This window comes from Pseudobdellovibrionaceae bacterium (assembly GCA_023898385.1).
In the GTDB taxonomy this organism is placed as follows: domain Bacteria; phylum Bdellovibrionota; class Bdellovibrionia; order Bdellovibrionales; family UBA1609.
Map to the genome: position 1 here is coordinate 143,548 of CP060220.1, position 16,291 is coordinate 159,838.

The 16,291-nt window shown below is 45.6% G+C and carries 15 protein-coding genes and 1 tRNA gene; 13 read left to right on the top strand and 3 right to left on the bottom strand.

Going from position 1 to position 16,291, the window contains the following annotated elements; genetic code table 11:
• Positions 1-314: 314 nt before the first annotated feature.
• The 6 genes from H6626_00575 (at position 315) to dnaK (ending at position 6,577) form a co-directional block, all read left to right on the top strand.
• Complete coding sequence (locus tag H6626_00575; protein USN47618.1) at positions 315-830, top strand: prepilin-type N-terminal cleavage/methylation domain-containing protein; 516 nt, start codon at positions 315-317, stop codon at positions 828-830.
• Positions 831-910: 80 nt separating this feature from the next.
• Positions 911-1,657 (top strand): hypothetical protein, encoded by a 747-nt coding sequence (locus tag H6626_00580; protein USN47619.1) that lies wholly within the window; start codon positions 911-913, stop codon positions 1,655-1,657.
• A gap of 172 nt (positions 1,658-1,829) precedes the next feature.
• On the top strand, positions 1,830-2,933 hold the full coding sequence (dnaJ, locus tag H6626_00585) for a molecular chaperone DnaJ (protein ID USN47620.1): 1,104 nt from the start codon (positions 1,830-1,832) through the stop codon (positions 2,931-2,933).
• A gap of 284 nt (positions 2,934-3,217) precedes the next feature.
• Positions 3,218-3,775 (top strand): hypothetical protein, encoded by a 558-nt coding sequence (locus H6626_00590; GenBank protein USN47621.1) that lies wholly within the window; start codon positions 3,218-3,220, stop codon positions 3,773-3,775.
• Positions 3,762-4,478, top strand: a complete 717-nt coding sequence (locus H6626_00595) for a nucleotidyl transferase AbiEii/AbiGii toxin family protein (GenBank protein USN47622.1) — start codon at positions 3,762-3,764, stop codon at positions 4,476-4,478. Before H6626_00590 ends, H6626_00595 begins: the two co-directional genes overlap by 14 nt.
• A gap of 203 nt (positions 4,479-4,681) precedes the next feature.
• Positions 4,682-6,577: a molecular chaperone DnaK gene (gene dnaK, locus H6626_00600; protein USN47623.1), complete on the top strand. Its 1,896-nt coding sequence runs from the start codon at positions 4,682-4,684 to the stop codon at positions 6,575-6,577.
• 64 nt (positions 6,578-6,641) lie between these two features.
• Here dnaK and H6626_00605 read toward each other — a convergent pair whose 3' ends face one another.
• A complete protein-coding gene (locus H6626_00605) occupies positions 6,642-7,277 on the bottom strand; it encodes a hypothetical protein (protein ID USN47624.1) in 636 nt (211 codons plus the stop codon).
• Between the two features lie 169 nt (positions 7,278-7,446).
• On the opposite strand from H6626_00605, the gene H6626_00610 reads away from it, so the two are divergent.
• Together H6626_00610 and H6626_00615 are read left to right on the top strand one after the other, a co-directional pair.
• Entirely contained in the window at positions 7,447-8,706 is a 1,260-nt protein-coding gene (locus H6626_00610) for a FecR domain-containing protein (protein ID USN47625.1), read from the top strand.
• A gap of 313 nt (positions 8,707-9,019) precedes the next feature.
• Entirely contained in the window at positions 9,020-10,177 is a 1,158-nt protein-coding gene (locus H6626_00615) for an ATP-binding protein (protein USN47626.1), read from the top strand.
• Positions 10,178-10,593: 416 nt separating this feature from the next.
• Here the strand turns inward: H6626_00615 and H6626_00620 are convergent, their stop codons facing one another.
• Complete coding sequence (locus H6626_00620; GenBank protein USN47627.1) at positions 10,594-11,055, bottom strand: hypothetical protein; 462 nt, start codon at positions 11,053-11,055, stop codon at positions 10,594-10,596.
• Positions 11,056-11,195: 140 nt separating this feature from the next.
• Here H6626_00620 and H6626_00625 point away from each other — a divergent pair.
• From H6626_00625 to H6626_00645, 5 genes are all read left to right on the top strand, one after another.
• Positions 11,196-11,271 (top strand) — tRNA-His (locus tag H6626_00625).
• Positions 11,272-11,287: 16 nt separating this feature from the next.
• The gene (locus tag H6626_00630) at positions 11,288-11,515 is read left to right on the top strand and encodes a hypothetical protein (protein USN47628.1); all 228 of its coding nucleotides are present in this window, start codon (positions 11,288-11,290) and stop codon (positions 11,513-11,515) included.
• A complete protein-coding gene (locus tag H6626_00635) occupies positions 11,502-12,053 on the top strand; it encodes a hypothetical protein (protein USN47629.1) in 552 nt (183 codons plus the stop codon). Before H6626_00630 ends, H6626_00635 begins: the two co-directional genes overlap by 14 nt.
• A gap of 185 nt (positions 12,054-12,238) precedes the next feature.
• On the top strand, positions 12,239-15,241 hold the full coding sequence (locus tag H6626_00640) for a phosphoenolpyruvate carboxylase (protein USN47630.1): 3,003 nt from the start codon (positions 12,239-12,241) through the stop codon (positions 15,239-15,241).
• 156 nt (positions 15,242-15,397) lie between these two features.
• Positions 15,398-15,745: a hypothetical protein gene (locus tag H6626_00645; GenBank protein ID USN47631.1), complete on the top strand. Its 348-nt coding sequence runs from the start codon at positions 15,398-15,400 to the stop codon at positions 15,743-15,745.
• 5 nt (positions 15,746-15,750) lie between these two features.
• Here the strand turns inward: H6626_00645 and H6626_00650 are convergent, their stop codons facing one another.
• Positions 15,751-16,263 (bottom strand): DUF2391 family protein, encoded by a 513-nt coding sequence (locus H6626_00650; protein USN47632.1) that lies wholly within the window; start codon positions 16,261-16,263, stop codon positions 15,751-15,753.
• Between the last annotated feature and the right edge of the window lie 28 nt (positions 16,264-16,291).

The following is a 16,291-nucleotide window of genomic DNA, read 5'->3' on the forward strand; positions in this document are numbered from 1 at the left end:
TGGGACAGTAGTTTCACAGATTTTTCATATTTTAAAAATAATTGAATTTTTCATTCGTAAGAGCCGTGTTTCAGACTGAGACAATGCCCCCTATAGGGGAGGGTGAATCTCGGCACAAGATTGATTTGATCTCGATTTGTCACGAAACATTCACGAAAATTTCAAGGTAAACATCAATGATTCTGGTCTTTTGACCAATCAATCGGGCTTTGACCCCGCAGTATTGTCATGTAGACTTTAATTGTTCGTATAAAAACTTATTTAACTAATTAACATGTTTATTAGTTTAATTAACAAGACCGTAAGGGGGAAGAATGAAAAATAATAAGGGTTTCTCGTTAATCGAGTTAATGGTCGTTGTGGCGATCATTGGTATCTTAAGTGCTGTGGCCATTCCGCAGTATCAGCGTTTTCAAAGAAAGGCGCGCCAGTCTGAAGCTAAAGCTAACTTGGGTGGCTTGTACACCACTATGGAAGCTTTTTCTGCTGAGTGGGACACGTACACAAGTGACATGGGCATTCAAGGTTACTCTCCTGCTGGTACTTTGATTTACAACGTAGGCTTTACGGCAGATCACCTTCCGCCGGCAATACCACCTGTAACTGGTACAGCTACAGGCCTATTTGACAGTTTGGGACTTTGCGCCGATGCAACATATGGTACGAAATGTACTGGTGGTGGTGCGGCAATTGGTACTGTAGTGACCGCTACCGCTGCAAATAGTTTCTTGGCGGGTGCCGAAGGGTCGATTGGTGGAGCTGTAACTGATGTTTGGTCTATTAATGATCAAAAAGTGATAGCAAACCCACAAGATGGTATTCCAGATTGATCTAATTTTTACTTGAATACGTAATAAGAAAAGAGGCACCATTAGTGTGCCTCTTTTTTTTATTTTATACGATTGATTCTATGAAAAAATTGCGGGAACGAACCATATTACTGTTTTTGATACCTATTTGGGGAGGCATCGCCATATGGATGAATTTGAACAAAGAAATGATCGCGCTACCGACCCAGCCAAAACTGGTCGCGCCTGATCCTCAATTGGTCTATTTTACATTTGGTTACAATGACATGATCGTTGATTCTCTTTGGTTGCGATTAGTGCAAGATCTTGGGATTTGTCAGCAAAACAGAGCTAAGCCAGGCGAACCTCGAACGGGTCTAAATCGTACTCCCGATTGTGAAAAAGGGTGGGCCTATCAAATGTTAGATGTGATGACAGACCTTACACCAAAGTTTTACGAACTATATGAGCTTGGCGGCGTGAGTTTGAGTGTTCTTTCTGATGATGTAAAGGGAGCCACTGGTATCTATGAAAAAGGTGTTAAACAGTTTCCTACTAAATGGCGGCTGTTGTTTCGTGCGGCAACACATCTTCTGATCGAAGAAGGCAATGCTCAAAGAGCAGCCAGTTTGTATCTGATGGCCGTCGAGAACGGCGCACCTAACTGGGTTTATTCACTTGTGGGCCGTATCTATACGCAGACCGGGCAAGCCTTGGTGGCGAAAGCCGTTTTAACAGATTTTATAAACAAAAATCCCGATAATCGATTTCTTGACAGGGCCAAAGAACGCCTCGCCGAAGTGGAAAAGGTACTGGCCGAAGAAAAACAAAAGTCCCATCAGCAAACCTCTCCGCCGGAGCAGAACTGACCTTGCTGGGCCTGGTTACTTGGGTGTGAGCCGTGAAATTTTGTTGGATATTCCTACCCCCACTTTCTACCTTGCCAATTGCCGTGAGCGTCTCATATTAAGGGTGTGTACGATTTTGCCTCAACATTGGGGCCGAGTTTTGCGCTAAGGCCTTAAACTTTCAGGATTTTTAATGAGCACCGATTATTACAACGTATTGGGCGTCAATCGTGACGCGGATCAGGATACTATTAAGAAAGCCTATCGCAAGCTTGCGATGCAGTATCATCCCGATAAAAATCCAGGGGACAAAGCCGCAGAAGAAAAATTCAAGGAGGCGGCCAGGGCCTATGAAGTACTAGGAAATGCCGATAAAAGGGCGCGCTATGACCGCTTCGGCGAGGCGGGCCTTGGCGGTGCCGGTGGTGCGGGGCCTCACTTTGAAGATCTTAACGATATTTTCGGAGCCTTTGGCGATATTTTTGGAGACTTCTTTGGGGGCGGTCGCACTCGCGGCGGTGGTGGACGGCACCGGGCCCGTCGAGGTGCAGACTTACGTTACTTTCTTGAAGTGACCTTAGTAGATGTGCTCAATGGCGCCGAAAAAGAAATTGAATTTGATGCCGAAGCCCCTTGCCAAACTTGTACAGGAACGGGAGCTAAACCCGGCACTAAACCTGAATACTGTGCCACATGTGGAGGCACTGGTCAGGTGGTGCGGCAACAGGGTTTTTTCTCTGTAGCTACCACGTGTCCAAATTGTGCCGGAGAGGGACAAATCATTAAAGACCCCTGTGATGACTGTCATGGTCGCGGTCGTGTACGAGCTCACCGTAAACTTTCAGTGAAAGTCCCTGCAGGTGTTGAAACTGGCACGCAGCTTCGACTTACCGGCAAGGGAGAGGCCGGCGAGCTAGGTGGTCCAGCTGGTGATCTTTATGTTGAAGTGCGAGTTAAAAAAGACAAGCGCTTTGAGCGCGAAGGGCAGCACTTGGTTGTGCATCAGAAAATATCTTATCTTAAAGGATTGCTTGGTGCTGAAATCGAAATCCCCACACTGGAAGACGCAGCCAGGGTAGAAATTCCCGCCGGCACAGCTTCTGGCGATGTATTGCGACTCACGGGAGAAGGCCTACCGGGTCTTCGCTCCAGCCGCCGGGGAGATATATTGATTGAAGTAGAAGTAGAGATACCAAAAAAGCTATCAAAAAAAGAAGAAGCCCTCCTACGAGAGATCGCAAAACTAAAGGGCGAAGAAGTCGCCGACGAAAAAGGTCTATTCGGCCGGTTTAAATAAAAAGTACCTGCTTCCCTTTGTGGCGACAGTGCGTCAGGCGAGTCGCCCCTCCCCCCCCCAAGCACGGGCCATAGGCGTCCTCCCGATGTGCATGGCGTATCCGGGTTGCGGCACGCAGTGACGCAATCCGAAGACGACATGCGGCCACTCGGGCCGGCGCCGATGGCCCGTGCTTGGGGGGGGGAGGGGCGACTCGCCTGACGCACTGTCGCCACAAAGGGAAGCAGGTACTTTTTATGATAATGTCATGGTATCCTGTACATAATTGTACAGGATAATTGAGCATGAAAACTGGGCGAATTGATAAAATTGAGGCACTCTACTCCCACGGAGGTTTGGTTTACCATACGGGCGACTTGGCCAATTTGTGGGGCGTCACCAATGAAAATACGTTGTACACAACGATTAAACGCTATTGCCAAAAAGGTGTTTTGCACCGGATCCAAAAGGGCATGTACTCGATAAAGCCCCTTCATCAGTTGGACCCTTGGCTCATAGGGGTCAAAGCCCTTCATCGGTACGCCTATGTAAGCACAGAAACCGTTTTAGTTGAGGCCGGTGTCATAACCCAGATACAGCCGTATATCACCATCGTGAGTTCTCTCTCGACGGAATTCGAAATCGCGGGTCATCATTATAAATGTCGTCAGCTGCAGGACCGGTACCTTTATCAGTCCGTTGGTATTGAAGCACGTAATGGAGTCAACGTGGCAACACCTCAAAGAGCACTGTCTGACTTACTTTATTTTAATCCACAAGTTTATTTGGACGATATTCAGGCCATAAAGCGGTTAAAGGTTAAGGCCTTGCAAAAGGAGATGGGATATCGTGTTTCTGCCTAAACCTGAAGATGCCATTCACAAAGCTTGGCTATATCGCCTACTCACTGAAATTGCAGACGACGCATATCTTGCCGATGTCTTGCGGTTTAAGGGAGGCACGTGTGCCGCTATGCTCGGGTATTTGGATAGATTCTCCGTTGACTTGGATTTTGATATTTCAGGTCAAGTCAAAAAGGGAGAGTTCAAAAAAATAGATCATTATCTGCAGGCTATTTTCAAAAGACTTGACCTCACCATCAAGTCAAAGAGTCAAACCATACCCCAATATTTTTTGCGATACCCGGCTGATGAAAGAAAGCGAAACACTATTAAGATTGATATGTCCTATCCTCCACCAAAATCGAATGAATACGAGCCGAGGCAGCTCATTGATATTGATCGGGTATTTTACTGCCAGACCATCGAAACCATGTTTGCCAATAAGTTGGTGGCTCTACTTGAGCGATACGAGAAGTACAATTTAATCGCGGGAAGAGATTTGTATGATGTCCATCATTACTTTTTGGCAGGTCATCGATATCTGGACGCGGTCATTCTTGAGCGACGTGGGAGTGATCTAGCGACATTTTTTAAAGAACTCAGAGATTTTGTGGCTAAAAAAATCACGCAGAGGGTGCTGGATCAAGACCTCAACACACTTTTGGGCCCCAAAAAGTTTCGAGCGCTGAGAAAGACCCTGAAGCAAGAAACCCTCATGTTTTAGTAGTAAAAGATAGACTTGTTTTCTCCCTCCAAGCACGGGCCACTTGCCGGCGCCGATGGCCCGTGCTTGGAGGGAGGGGGCGGCTCGCCTGACGCACTGTCGCCACAAAGGGAAGCAGGTACTTTTTTTTCTCACCTTGACCTCACAATTATAGGACCCATCTTGGTTTTGTAATCTAAGGATAACTAAATGGGAGAATATCCATGGGAAAAATCATAGGAATTGACCTTGGGACCACAAACTCGTGTGTGGCGATTATGGAAGGCGGAGAGCCTAAAGTATTGGTCAACGAAGAAGGTGGGCGAACAACCCCCTCGGTTGTGGCATATACCAAGGACGGAGAAAAACTTGTTGGTCAAACGGCCAAGCGGCAGGCGGTGACTAACCCTGAAAATACAATTTATTCGGCCAAACGATTTATCGGTCGTCGATTTGGTGAAGCGGGTGAAGAGCTTAGACTTGTACCTTATAAAGTGGTGCAAAAAGGAGATGACTGTGCCTTTGATGTTCAGGGCAAAACAGTCACCCCAGAAGAAATTTCAGCCGCTATTTTGGGTAAGCTTAAAAAGGTAGCTGAAGATTACCTGGGTCATGAAGTGACTGAGGCAGTGATCACTGTGCCGGCTTATTTTAACGATGCCCAACGGCAGGCGACCAAAGATGCGGGTCGTATTGCTGGTCTTGATGTGAAGCGGATCATCAACGAGCCCACGGCAGCCGCTTTGGCGTACGGATTAGATAAAAAGAAAGACGAAAAAATTGCCATCTTCGATTTTGGCGGTGGTACTTTTGATATTTCCATTCTCGAAGTGGGTGACAATGTTGTCGAGGTGAAAGCCACAAATGGTGATACCCATTTGGGTGGAGACAACTTTGATACGACCATCTTAGAGTGGATTGTTGATGAGTTTAAAAAAGATCAAGGCATTGATCTGACAAAAGATAAAATGGCCCTTCAGCGTTTAAAAGAAGCTGCTGAAAAGGCAAAAATTGAATTGAGCTCACGTCAAGACACAGACATCAATTTGCCATTTATCACAGCCGATCAATCCGGTCCTAAGCATCTCAACTTAAAATTGTCTCGTTCGAAGTTTGAGCAAATGACAGAAAAATTAGTGGAACGTGCCATGGAGCCTTGCCGAAAAGCACTTAAAGATGCCGGTATGACTTCAGCCGACATTGATGAAGTGGTCTTGGTTGGTGGTTCAACTCGAATTCCAAAAATTCAAGAAGCAGTGAAAGCGTTTTTTAAGAAAGAGCCGAACCGTTCAGTGAACCCCGATGAAGTTGTGGCCATTGGTGCTGCGGTTCAAGGTGGTGTGTTAGCCGGTGATGTAAAAGATGTTCTGCTCTTAGATGTGACTCCTCTATCGTTGGGTATTGAAACCTTAGGCGGAGTGATGACCAAGCTTATTGATCGTAACACCACAATCCCCACTCGAAAATCACAGGTGTTTTCAACAGCGCAAGACAATCAACCTAGTGTGGATGTACATGTGCTGCAAGGTGAGCGTGAAATGGCTAGCGACAATAAATCATTGGGTCGATTTGAGCTTATGGGTATTCCGCCAGCACCTCGTGGTGTGCCTCAGGTCGAAGTGACTTTTGACATTGATGCCAACGGTATCTTGAATGTGTCGGCCAAAGACCTTGGCTCTGGTAAAGAACAAGCCATTAAGATCACTGCGAAGTCAGGTCTTTCTGAGGACGAAATCAACCAAATGGTGAAAGATGCAGAGTCTCATGCTGAAGACGACAAAAAACGTCGTGACGAAGTGATGGCTCGCAACAACCTTGATAACTTGGCCTATCAGACAGAAAAACTCGTTCGAGATAACGAGAAAGACATTTCTGCTGAAGACAAGAAGAAGGCTGAGGACTTGGTGGCTAAAGCTAGAAAAGCCATTGAGGCCAATGCGGCTCTTGCTGAACTGAAAGACCTAGAAAGTGAATTGACTTCAATAAGCCATTCGCTCAGCAGTTCGCTTTATGAAAAACAGAAGAACTCAGGCGGTGCGGGTCAAGGCGGTGGAGCTCAGGCGTCTGCTGATAGTAACGACGAAGACGTTATTGATGCCGACTATAAAGAAACAGATTAATCGAAAAACGTAAGCCAAGTTAGAGGCTACGACGAAAACCCGACGCAGATAGCGTCGGGTTTTTTTATTCCCCTTTAAAGCCTAAATCATCATCAAGTGATGTTTTAAGCCCAAAGCTAATATAAGAAGACGCGTTTACGATATTAATTCCGGCTTCCACATACCAAAAATATTTATTCCACTCTGGATTGTTAAACTTAGTGCCAATGGCCATTTGCATTGTGGCATCCGTGCCGCCGTTGCTGTTGCGAATACCAAGTGGCAGCGCCAGGTAAGCGTTAAATCGCCCCACTTCGCTTGGAAAAACTTTACTCGCCATAGGGTGAGCCCTAAGCGACACCTCGGTGACATCATCTTGTTTTGCCACTAAAACTCCGGCGAGAATCCCCACAGCTGGTTGAGTTTCTGTGTCTGGAAAGGGCACCCACTTGTAGAAGCCACCTAGTTGATAGTCGGTGTATCCAAACCCAAGCAGGCCTCGCAACGTCGAACTATCGCCCAGGCCATAGTCAATTCGACCCGTGATGTTAATTCCGGTTTGATTGGATGTGAGGATTTGGGTCTCGGCCAGTCCTTCAAATTTTCCGGTGGGAGTAATATCGCCTGTAGTTAAATGAGAATAAAAAGCCTGAGCCGAAGGGGGAAGGCCAATAAGACCTATCAATAGGCCCAGTAATCCAAACTGAAATGAATGCCGCATTTAAGAACTCCTTAGAAGTGGGCGGCCTGATCTTAGTCCCTTGAGTCCCGCTTTGACAAGTCGCGAGTCACGGCCACTTGGCAGTATGCCGACTTTTTTGTGGCAAGTGTTTGAGAATTTTCACCACAGCCTTAACTTTTCAATGAAAAATGCCGTTAAAAGAATTGCTATGGCAAGATTCACTACTCGAAAAGGTCTAGTTTTTAAAACCCTGATGGGTGTGGCATTCTCCGGGATGTTGTGGCCAGTTTTTGCATCTGCTCAGGGTGAGTGTTTGTGCCCCCCTGTAGAATGTGACCCTTGTGAACAGCAAGAGAGCGTACAATTTTACACTCAAAAATGCGAACAAGGTGAGCAGCTGAAAAGTTGTGCAAAGGCCAAATGTGTGCCGAAAAAACCCCTGCCGATGCATTGCCGGGTGGCGGCTTCAAGCAAGAAACAAGAAAGCAAAAAGTCTACGAAGTCTTCGGACCGAATGCCCGCATCATTGAAAAAGTTAGAACATTTGCCCCTACAAGGTGACATAGCCGGCACGGTGACGGCGGTCTCGGGACAGAGCTGGGTGAGTGTCGGGGAGGGGAAAAAATCAAGCGTTCAACTAAATATGCCCATTCACACACTTGACCAGATCGAGACCGAAATAGGTGGTCAAGTTCAGGTGGATTTTAATGATGGTAGTCGAATCTTGATTTTTGAAAATAGCGTGATTCGACTGAGCATTGTTGAAAAACAAAAATCAAATATTTGGAATCAGCTTTTGGATTTATTCCAAGGTAAAGTGCGCAACCAAACTGCTGATGGGCAAAACAAATTTCAGGTGCGCACCAAGCATGCCGTGGTCGGTGGAGCCGGAGCCGACTTTTTTGTTAATCACACAGAAGGTGATCGTGCCGTTACGAAGGTCCAAACCCTGAAAGGCCAGGTGGAACTATCCAGTCGGGATGGCGAGCAAAAAATTGAAGTGAAAAACGGAGAAAGCTCAAGCTTTGTTGTGACCAAATCTCCAGCCAGTGTGTTTACAGAGGATGAGCTGAGCGAATTTGTGGCCCAAGGATATATGACTCCCATTTACAAAATGAAGGCCAAAGAATTGGATCAACTTAAAAAACAGGGCTTTGTTGATTCAGGCTCGGCGAGGTTAGAGCGTGGCCTGGCCAGTACATCTGCGGGTTTTAAGAAAACCAAGTCTCCAGCGGCGCCAGAAAATTTCATTTGCAGTCAACCCACGGCTTCGTTCAATCAGTGCTCATGGGAGTGTGTGGGCAATCCCAAGGGCAGCAAGGCCTGTCGGGGTGAGTTGCCACAAGTGCGGTGTGTGCGCCGACGCTGCAACGCCAACGGCATGTGGGCCGACGAGATCCCCTTGCCGGCGATTCAAGCCGACAAGTGTATTGGCAACAAAGTGAAAGTGGACACCTGCGACTATTGATTCTCGTATTCAGGGTCAGTTTCTGATTCAACGTCAGATCCCATGCCCGAATCCATGTCAGAACCCATGTTTCCATGGCTTTACTGGGCGTTTCTACCTTTGTTTCGGACAATCACGAACGTGAAAGGCCGTTAGGCCGATCCTTCATTTTCGGCAAGGCGTTGACCTGAGTGGCATGGCCGTTATCAACATAGACGTTTCTGGAACCGCTGGAATAGACTTTATGGGCCCTGCGACATCAATTCGCCGACTGGTTCTAATCCAAAGTTGGAATTTGGATTGACACCCAGGCCAGAAAAGAATAGCATTTTCAATGATGTACGCTCGTGATATTTCTAAAAATTTTATTGCGGCCTTAGAAAAATACCCTGTAGTTGTATTGATGGGCCCGCGGCAATCGGGAAAAACAACCCTTTCAAGGGCCTTGTTTCCCGAGTTTAACTACGTCTCATTAGAGCAGCCTGACATTCGAAAAATCGCGTTGGAAGATCCACTCGCTTTTTTTAAAAATCACCACGGGAACCTTATTATCGACGAAGTCCAACGGGTCCCCGAGCTTTTGTCGTACATACAGGGCATTATTGACGAGCCCAATTGCACACAAAAATTTATATTAACGGGTTCACAGCAATTTTTATTAATGGAAAAAGTGGCCCAAACACTCGCCGGAAGAACAAGAATTTTAAAACTTTTGCCTCTAAGCTGGTCGGAGTATGCCCATGACGCCGAATTGGAAGAAGTTATTGTTCAAGGTGGTTACCCAAGGATACACGATAAAAATCTAAATCCTGGCGAATGGCATTCTCAGTATTTCCAAACGTATGTTGAACGAGATGTTAGAGAAGTTTTGCAAATTGGAGACCTGGTTGCGTTTGAGAGATTTATTCGGTTATGTGCCGGCCGAGTGGGCCAACTGATTAACTATGAGTCTTTGGGCAATGATGCGGGCGTAACTCAACCCACTGCAAAGTCATGGCTTTCGACCTTGAACGTAAGTTTTATTACGACTTTTCTCCCACCACATTTTAAGAATTTTTCGAAAAGAATTATAAAAACGCCTAAGCTGTACTTTTACGACACAGGATTATTGTGTTGGTTATTAAACATAAAAAACGCGAACGATCTAAAGTCTCACCCACTAAGAGGACCGATTTTTGAAAATTGGGTGGTAAGCGAGTATCTTAAGCACTATTATAATCGGGGCGAAGAGCCCTCGTTGTATTTCTGGCGCTCGCAAAAAGGCAAAGAAGTCGATTTAATTATTGATCGAGGCTCCAAGCTATTTCCTATTGAAATCAAAAGTGGCGTTACATTTCAAAGTGAATGGATAAAGGCGATTGACTACTTTAATGATTTACAGTCCGCTGAAAACTTACCAAGTGCATGTGTATATGGCGGCAACAAGAACCAAATTTTTAAAAATACACAGGTCTTATCGTGGAAGCAACCTATAGCAGATTTGCCTGAATGATCGCGGTCATTGCCAATGCGACGGCAGATTAAATTCGTATTCTCAGATAGATCAAGAAAATATAGGGGTTAGTCATGTGTTCACCAGTTTGAATTTATTTGACAAATTTCTTACGAATTTTTTGATGTTACTATGTCGTTCATGTCGTGAAGCCACCGAACTGGATCAGACTAGGTCTCCGCCGCAGCACGAATGCAAATTTCATTACTTGCTGCACTCGCCGCAGAAGCGCTTGGGCAATCATATGTTATTGGCAACTGGTTCTGACCGAACTTGTGGCCACCTGCGGGGGGGTGAAAAATTCGGTTGTGCCCAAAGGCAGTCAACGCCAACGGCATGTGGGCGGACGAGATCCACTTGCCGGCGATTCAAGCCGACAAGTGTATTGGCAACAAAGTGAAAGTGGACACCGGCGACTATTGATTCTCGTATTCAGGGTCAGTGTCTGATTCAACGTCAGAGTCCATGCCTGAGCCAATGTCAGAACCCATGTCTGAATCCATATCAGAACCCATGCCTGAATCCATGTCAGAACCCATGCCTGAGTCCATGTCAGAACCCATGCCTGAATCCATGTCAGAACCCATGCCTGAATCCATGTCAGAACCCATGCCTGAGTCCATGTCAGAGCCCATGCCTGAATCCATGTCAGAGCCCATGCCTGAATCTATGTCAGAGCCCATGCCTGAGTCTACGCCAGAACCCATATCAGAGTTCATGTCAGATTCAGAGTCTGTGTCCAAAGTGGACTCCGTCTCTGAGACGGTGTCATCAGGGTGAGTGGTCGACTCCTTATGGCCAAGTCCGAACCAATTAAATGCGATGGCTGCGCCAATTAGTAAAATAAGTATAAAACCAATGCGAATTAAATTTTTCATCAAGGCCTCCAAAATGTAGTGAAACCAGCCACTAGATAATCCAACGGAAGCCCGAAGCCAATAATGCGCCGCACACCGAGTTCTTCCATTGCGATTTTTGACGGTTTTCAATATAAGGGAAGGCTCAAATCACGCATGTGGCGGCCGTAGCTCAGTTGGTAGAGCCCCGGATTGTGATTCCGGTTGTCGTGGGTTCGAGCCCCATCGGTCGCCCCATTTTAGGGAAGCGGTTTTGAAAAAATCGGCACCACACATTTCCGATCATTTGACCCAAGCTGAAGAACATCGCAAAGCTGCGCTCTCAAAAATGTCGTTTGCCGAGAAATGGCAGCAGGCTCTTCATCTTAGGGAAGTGGCTTGGTCTATGAAGCGATCCTTTTTGCAGCAAAGGCATCCTCATTGGACCGAGGCCGAGCTCAACGCTGAGTTAAGAAAGATATTTCTGTATGCTAGCACCTGACCCTATTTGGATATTCGTGGAAAAATTAGAATCCGCAGGGTTCAAGTATATGACTACGGGGTCAGTTGCAGCCATATTTTATGGCGAGCCCCGGTTAACTCACGATATAGACATAGTAATCCATCTTGATGCAGACGACGTAAAAAAGTTTGAACGACTCTTCCCATTGGCCGAATATTACTGCCCCCCTGAAGAAGTGATTCTCATTGAAATGCGCCGTAGGCCCTACGGGCACTTCAGCCTTATTCATCATTCAACGGGCTTCAAGGCTGATATTTATCTTGAAGGGGGAGATGAGCTACACAAGTGGGCCTTTGAAAGAACCAAGCGCATCGTTGTATCTGAGGGGAGGGGTTTGTTTCTGGCGCCACCCGAATACTTGATCATCCGAAAGCTTGAGTTTTACCGCGAAGGAAAATCCAGCAAACATCTTCAAGATATTTCTAATATATTGCCACAAGTGAAAGATCAGCTTGATATGGCATTTTTGAATGACCAATTGAAAAAGAGGGGCCTTGAGCCCTTTTGGCATAGTTAGGGTTCCAGGTCCTAAACCTGATCACTCTGCGTCGAAGACGGTATGTCGTTTTCAACATGCAATCACATTTCAGGTCATGGGGCGCAGAGAATAGATGCTGACAAGAAAGATCCCGCATTTCGGCGTACCCGAATTACATTTTGTGGTAGTCTGTCCTTCGCAGTCACAGCAACAGTTAGGAAAGTATGTCAGACCCATTTAACAACGATCAAATTGAACTGTTAAACCCTCGTCCAGAGCACTTTGAGCAAATCAGAGAACTTTGTCGAAGAGTCTATCCATTTCACTTGCCTTGGGCGATTCGCCAGCTCGAGTCTCATAACTCCTATTTTCCCGACGGACAGCTGATTGTATATGATCATGAAAAACAAAAGGTGATCGGTTCGGCCTTTAGTTTGATTATCCCTTGGGATGATTACTCGCCTCAAGATAATTGGGGTGATTTCACATCGGGTGGCTATTTTCACAACCATGACCCTAAGAAAGGCGGAACCCTCTACGGCGCAGAAGTCATGGTTGACCCTGATTACCGAGGGCGTGGTATTGGCAAAATGCTTTATGAGGGCCGCAGAAAGATTTGCGATAAATACAATCTAAAAAGAATTCGTGCGGGAGCTCGACTTCGGGGATACTCAAAATTTGAGCGCAAAATGTCGGCTGATGAATACGCTCGAAACGTGGTAAATGGTGAGCTGTCTGACCCGACGTTGAGTTTTCAATTGAAACAGGGTTTTGTAGTCATAGATGTTGCCAAAAATTACTTAGTGGATGACCCCGAAAGTCTCGGCTACGCGGCAGTGATCGAGTGGCTCAATCCAAAGTTGGCCACAGGCCGAGATAAAAAACGACAGGCTAGTAGTGTCGATGCCTTTATGAAGGGTCAGAAGTTTGTGCCTGAGTTTTTACCCAGGGAGTTGCGTCGACTGGTTCGGCGGTCAACTCTTGTATTAGGGCAAATTATCAAAGAACGAGAAGGCCAAGACCTGTATCGAAAAATTGAATACTATCGAAAACAGCTAAAAAAAGCGCGAGGCCAAGATAAAAAAGTGCTTCACCGAATTTTAAACCGGCTCGAAGGCGAGACCCCGGCGGACCAACTCAAGATTGCCCACGCTTTTGCCTTGCAGCTTGAAATCGTCAACGCCTGCGAATCAGCATACAGAACTTGGCGCTTGCGGCAACGCCCAGTGATTCAAGGTTTAAAGTCAAAAGTGAGACTTAATTTTGTGTTGACCGCTCACCCCACCGAATCTCGGTCAAAAGAAATTATTGGTACTCTCAACCGAATCGTAGATCTTTTGCTTGAAGGCATTCAAAACAATTTTATTTTTCGTGATACTGAATTCTCAAGCCAGGTTCGTTTTTTGTGGTTGCATCCACTGTCAAAAGATAAGACTCCCACCGTGCGGGACGAGGCGGAATACCTGTTCTCAAATATTTTTGATGAAGAACTATTTGACTCAATTTTAGAAGAAAAGCCTTCATATGATTTACACCTTCGCACGTGGGTTGGCGGTGATAAAGACGGTCACCCTGGTGTTGATCAAAATGTGATGCGAGAGTGTTTGTCTCTATCTAGAGAGTATATCCTAGAGACTCTATATTTAAAAATTGAGTATTTACAACACGACGTAGAAAAGCTGGTTCAGTCAGGGGTGATTAAAAGTATCAAGCTAGATCAACTAACTCGCCTTGACAGTGAATTAGAAAAAATCGAAGAAATAAAGCCCGGCGATGGGATGCGCGTGCGCAAATGGAAGATGCTTTACAATAATTTCTTGAAAAATGCGCATCCATTTATTCAGAAGCATCATGAGGTCGCTCTAATCAATCGACTGTTTGAAGCCTTCCCGGCGCTTGTTTTGCCCATTGAGCTTAGAGAAGATGCCGGCAAAATTGCCACTGCTTTAAACGATAAGAATGCCCCTATTCGAAAGATGCTTGAGGGCCTGATGTCAATTGCCGGGCCCATCGATATCTCGGGTTATGCTCGTGGTCTGGTGATTTCACACTGTGAAAGTCATAACGATATTGCAAATGCTTCGGCGTTGGTGGGTGGATTGTGCAAGTCAAAGAAGCTGCCCGTGATACCTTTGTTTGAGAGTCGAGAGGCCTTAGTTAATTCAAAAAAAATAATTGAAAGCTGGTTGTCGGATCGACGCAACAAAGAGACTGTGCGGGCTCATTGGCAGAACTTATTTGAAATAATGTTGGGTTATTCAGATTCTTCAAAACAATTTGGGGTGTTGCCAAGCCGGCGGTTGATCCAAAAGACCATGTTCCAAATCGAAAAAGTTCTTAAAAATTATTCGATCACGCCAGTGTTCTTTCATGGCTCTGGCGGCAGTGTGGCCCGTGGCGGTGGGAGTATTAAAGAGCAAGTGTCGTGGTGGCCCAAATCGGCGGTGCAAAGGCCTAAGCAAACTATTCAGGGCGAGATGGTACAAAGAATTTTCTCGACTCCTGAAATTTTAAATTCGCAATGTGTGCACCTAGCTAACGAGTCACAACTTCGAAAAGTCAGAAAGACGAAATTAGAGACCTCAGCGGATTTAGACAAATTTGTGGATTTGGTTGAAAAGTCCTATCGAGGTATCGTTGAAAACGGTGAACTCCTTGACGCACTTATCACGGCCACACCTTTTAAGTATCTGGATGCTCTAAAGCTGGGATCAAGACCCTCAAAGCGCCCTGAGAAATTAGCTAGTATAGAGTCATTGCGAGCCATACCGTGGGTCCTTTGTTGGACACAGTCGAGAGTGTTGTGGCCCACTTGGTGGGGTGTGGGGAGTGCGTGGAATCAGTTAAATGATGCTGAAAAGGATCGACTTAAATTGTTTTTTAAAACCAGCCCGTTTTTCAGCTCTTTTGTGAAAACTCTGGGGTATTCACTAGCCAAAGTAGAGTTGCCGGTATGGGAGTTGTATTTGGGCAAGTCGTCTCAAAAACGTGAAATTGTAAAATCCTTTGAGAGCGAATTTAATGCGGCTAAAGATTTTGTCCATGCCATGAGTGGCGAAAACGGCCTTATTTGGCACAGGCCCTGGCTCGAAGAAAGTATCAGGTTAAGGTCACCCCACATCCATATACTTAATCTACTTCAGATCATAGCCATGAAAAACAACAATGAAAAACTATTGCGAGAAACCCTAGTGGGCATAGCCTGCGGCATGTTATCTACAGGGTGAGAATATTCTCCAAAAGGTATCGGATTACTTTTGGTAGCAATGGCGCGTCACTTTGGTGACGCACTATTGCTACCAAAAGTAATCCGATACCTTTTGGATACCTTTTTCGGGGTAATTTTACTATTTTGGCTCAAATAGTTTTACTGGGGAGGGGATATGAAGATTTTAATGGCGATTTTGGGCCTGTTTGTTTGGGCTGACTTAACGTGGGCCGCTGATTTAAACGTTATAGAAGTGGAACAAAACAAGGATCAATACATACAGATCACTGATGTTGGTCAATTTCAATTGCACCATTTAAATGGCAAGCGCTTGCGGTATCAAGGTGACCCGGAAATGGTTTTGGATTTTTTTAAAGAACTCTTCGGTCGGTTTGTGTCGCCCATAGTGTCTAGTTACGACATGGACTTGAACAGCGAAACGGGAACAATCGCCATCGTCGTCACTATTTCAGGTAACTTCGGCTTTCACAACTATCACTATGTGGTTCGAAGGAAGAATTAAAAGACTTACTTTAAATAGTCGCTCAAGACCGCGCCAAATAAGGCTGGGAAACTGATAATTATTACCCGTTTGATGGTGATGATGGGAGCTTCCCGGATAGGAAATTTATCAATTAGAAAAAGAAGCAACACCACGCTGCTAGCTGTGATGACGTAAGTAGCAATAATTCTCTTGATAAAATTGATGATGTTTCCGCGTAGTCGGGATCTATAAAAATTGAAATAAATAAAAAGCGTCGTTACCACAAATGAAACTAAAGCCAAATAGTAAACTTTCATGTTTTTTAGTGACACGCTGAGATTCCAGACCTCTTCGGTAAAACACAATGGGGCAGCAATAAGAAATGCACCCACAAAAAGCTGCAAGACATCTCGTGGTTTAAGCTCAACCATTAAAGGGTTGATTATGTTTGAAATAGGCTTCCCTGTAGAATCAAAAAAAGTGACGACTTCTTTTAGGTATCCATTGATTCGGTGAACTTCAGTTTTTTGCCTTGGGCTGTTCTTTTCTTTAGTCAATGGAGTTCCCTCTCCCTACAGGCTTTGT

Bases quoted from the DNA above. Each gene is read 5' to 3' on its own strand.
- H6626_00580 (USN47619.1), top strand. From the start codon at position 911: ATGAAAAAATTGCGGGAACGAACCATATTACTGTTTTTGATACCTATT.
- H6626_00645 (USN47631.1), top strand. From the start codon at position 15,398: ATGAAGATTTTAATGGCGATTTTGGGCCTGTTTGTTTGGGCTGACTTA.
- H6626_00620 (USN47627.1), bottom strand. From the start codon at position 11,055: ATGAAAAATTTAATTCGCATTGGTTTTATACTTATTTTACTAATTGGC.
- H6626_00615 (USN47626.1), top strand. From the start codon at position 9,020: ATGATGTACGCTCGTGATATTTCTAAAAATTTTATTGCGGCCTTAGAA.
- H6626_00605 (USN47624.1), bottom strand. From the start codon at position 7,277: ATGCGGCATTCATTTCAGTTTGGATTACTGGGCCTATTGATAGGTCTT.
- H6626_00590 (USN47621.1), top strand. From the start codon at position 3,218: ATGAAAACTGGGCGAATTGATAAAATTGAGGCACTCTACTCCCACGGA.
- H6626_00575 (USN47618.1), top strand. From the start codon at position 315: ATGAAAAATAATAAGGGTTTCTCGTTAATCGAGTTAATGGTCGTTGTG.
- dnaJ (USN47620.1), top strand. From the start codon at position 1,830: ATGAGCACCGATTATTACAACGTATTGGGCGTCAATCGTGACGCGGAT.
- H6626_00640 (USN47630.1), top strand. From the start codon at position 12,239: ATGTCAGACCCATTTAACAACGATCAAATTGAACTGTTAAACCCTCGT.
- H6626_00635 (USN47629.1), top strand. From the start codon at position 11,502: ATGCTAGCACCTGACCCTATTTGGATATTCGTGGAAAAATTAGAATCC.
- H6626_00610 (USN47625.1), top strand. From the start codon at position 7,447: ATGGCAAGATTCACTACTCGAAAAGGTCTAGTTTTTAAAACCCTGATG.
- dnaK (USN47623.1), top strand. From the start codon at position 4,682: ATGGGAAAAATCATAGGAATTGACCTTGGGACCACAAACTCGTGTGTG.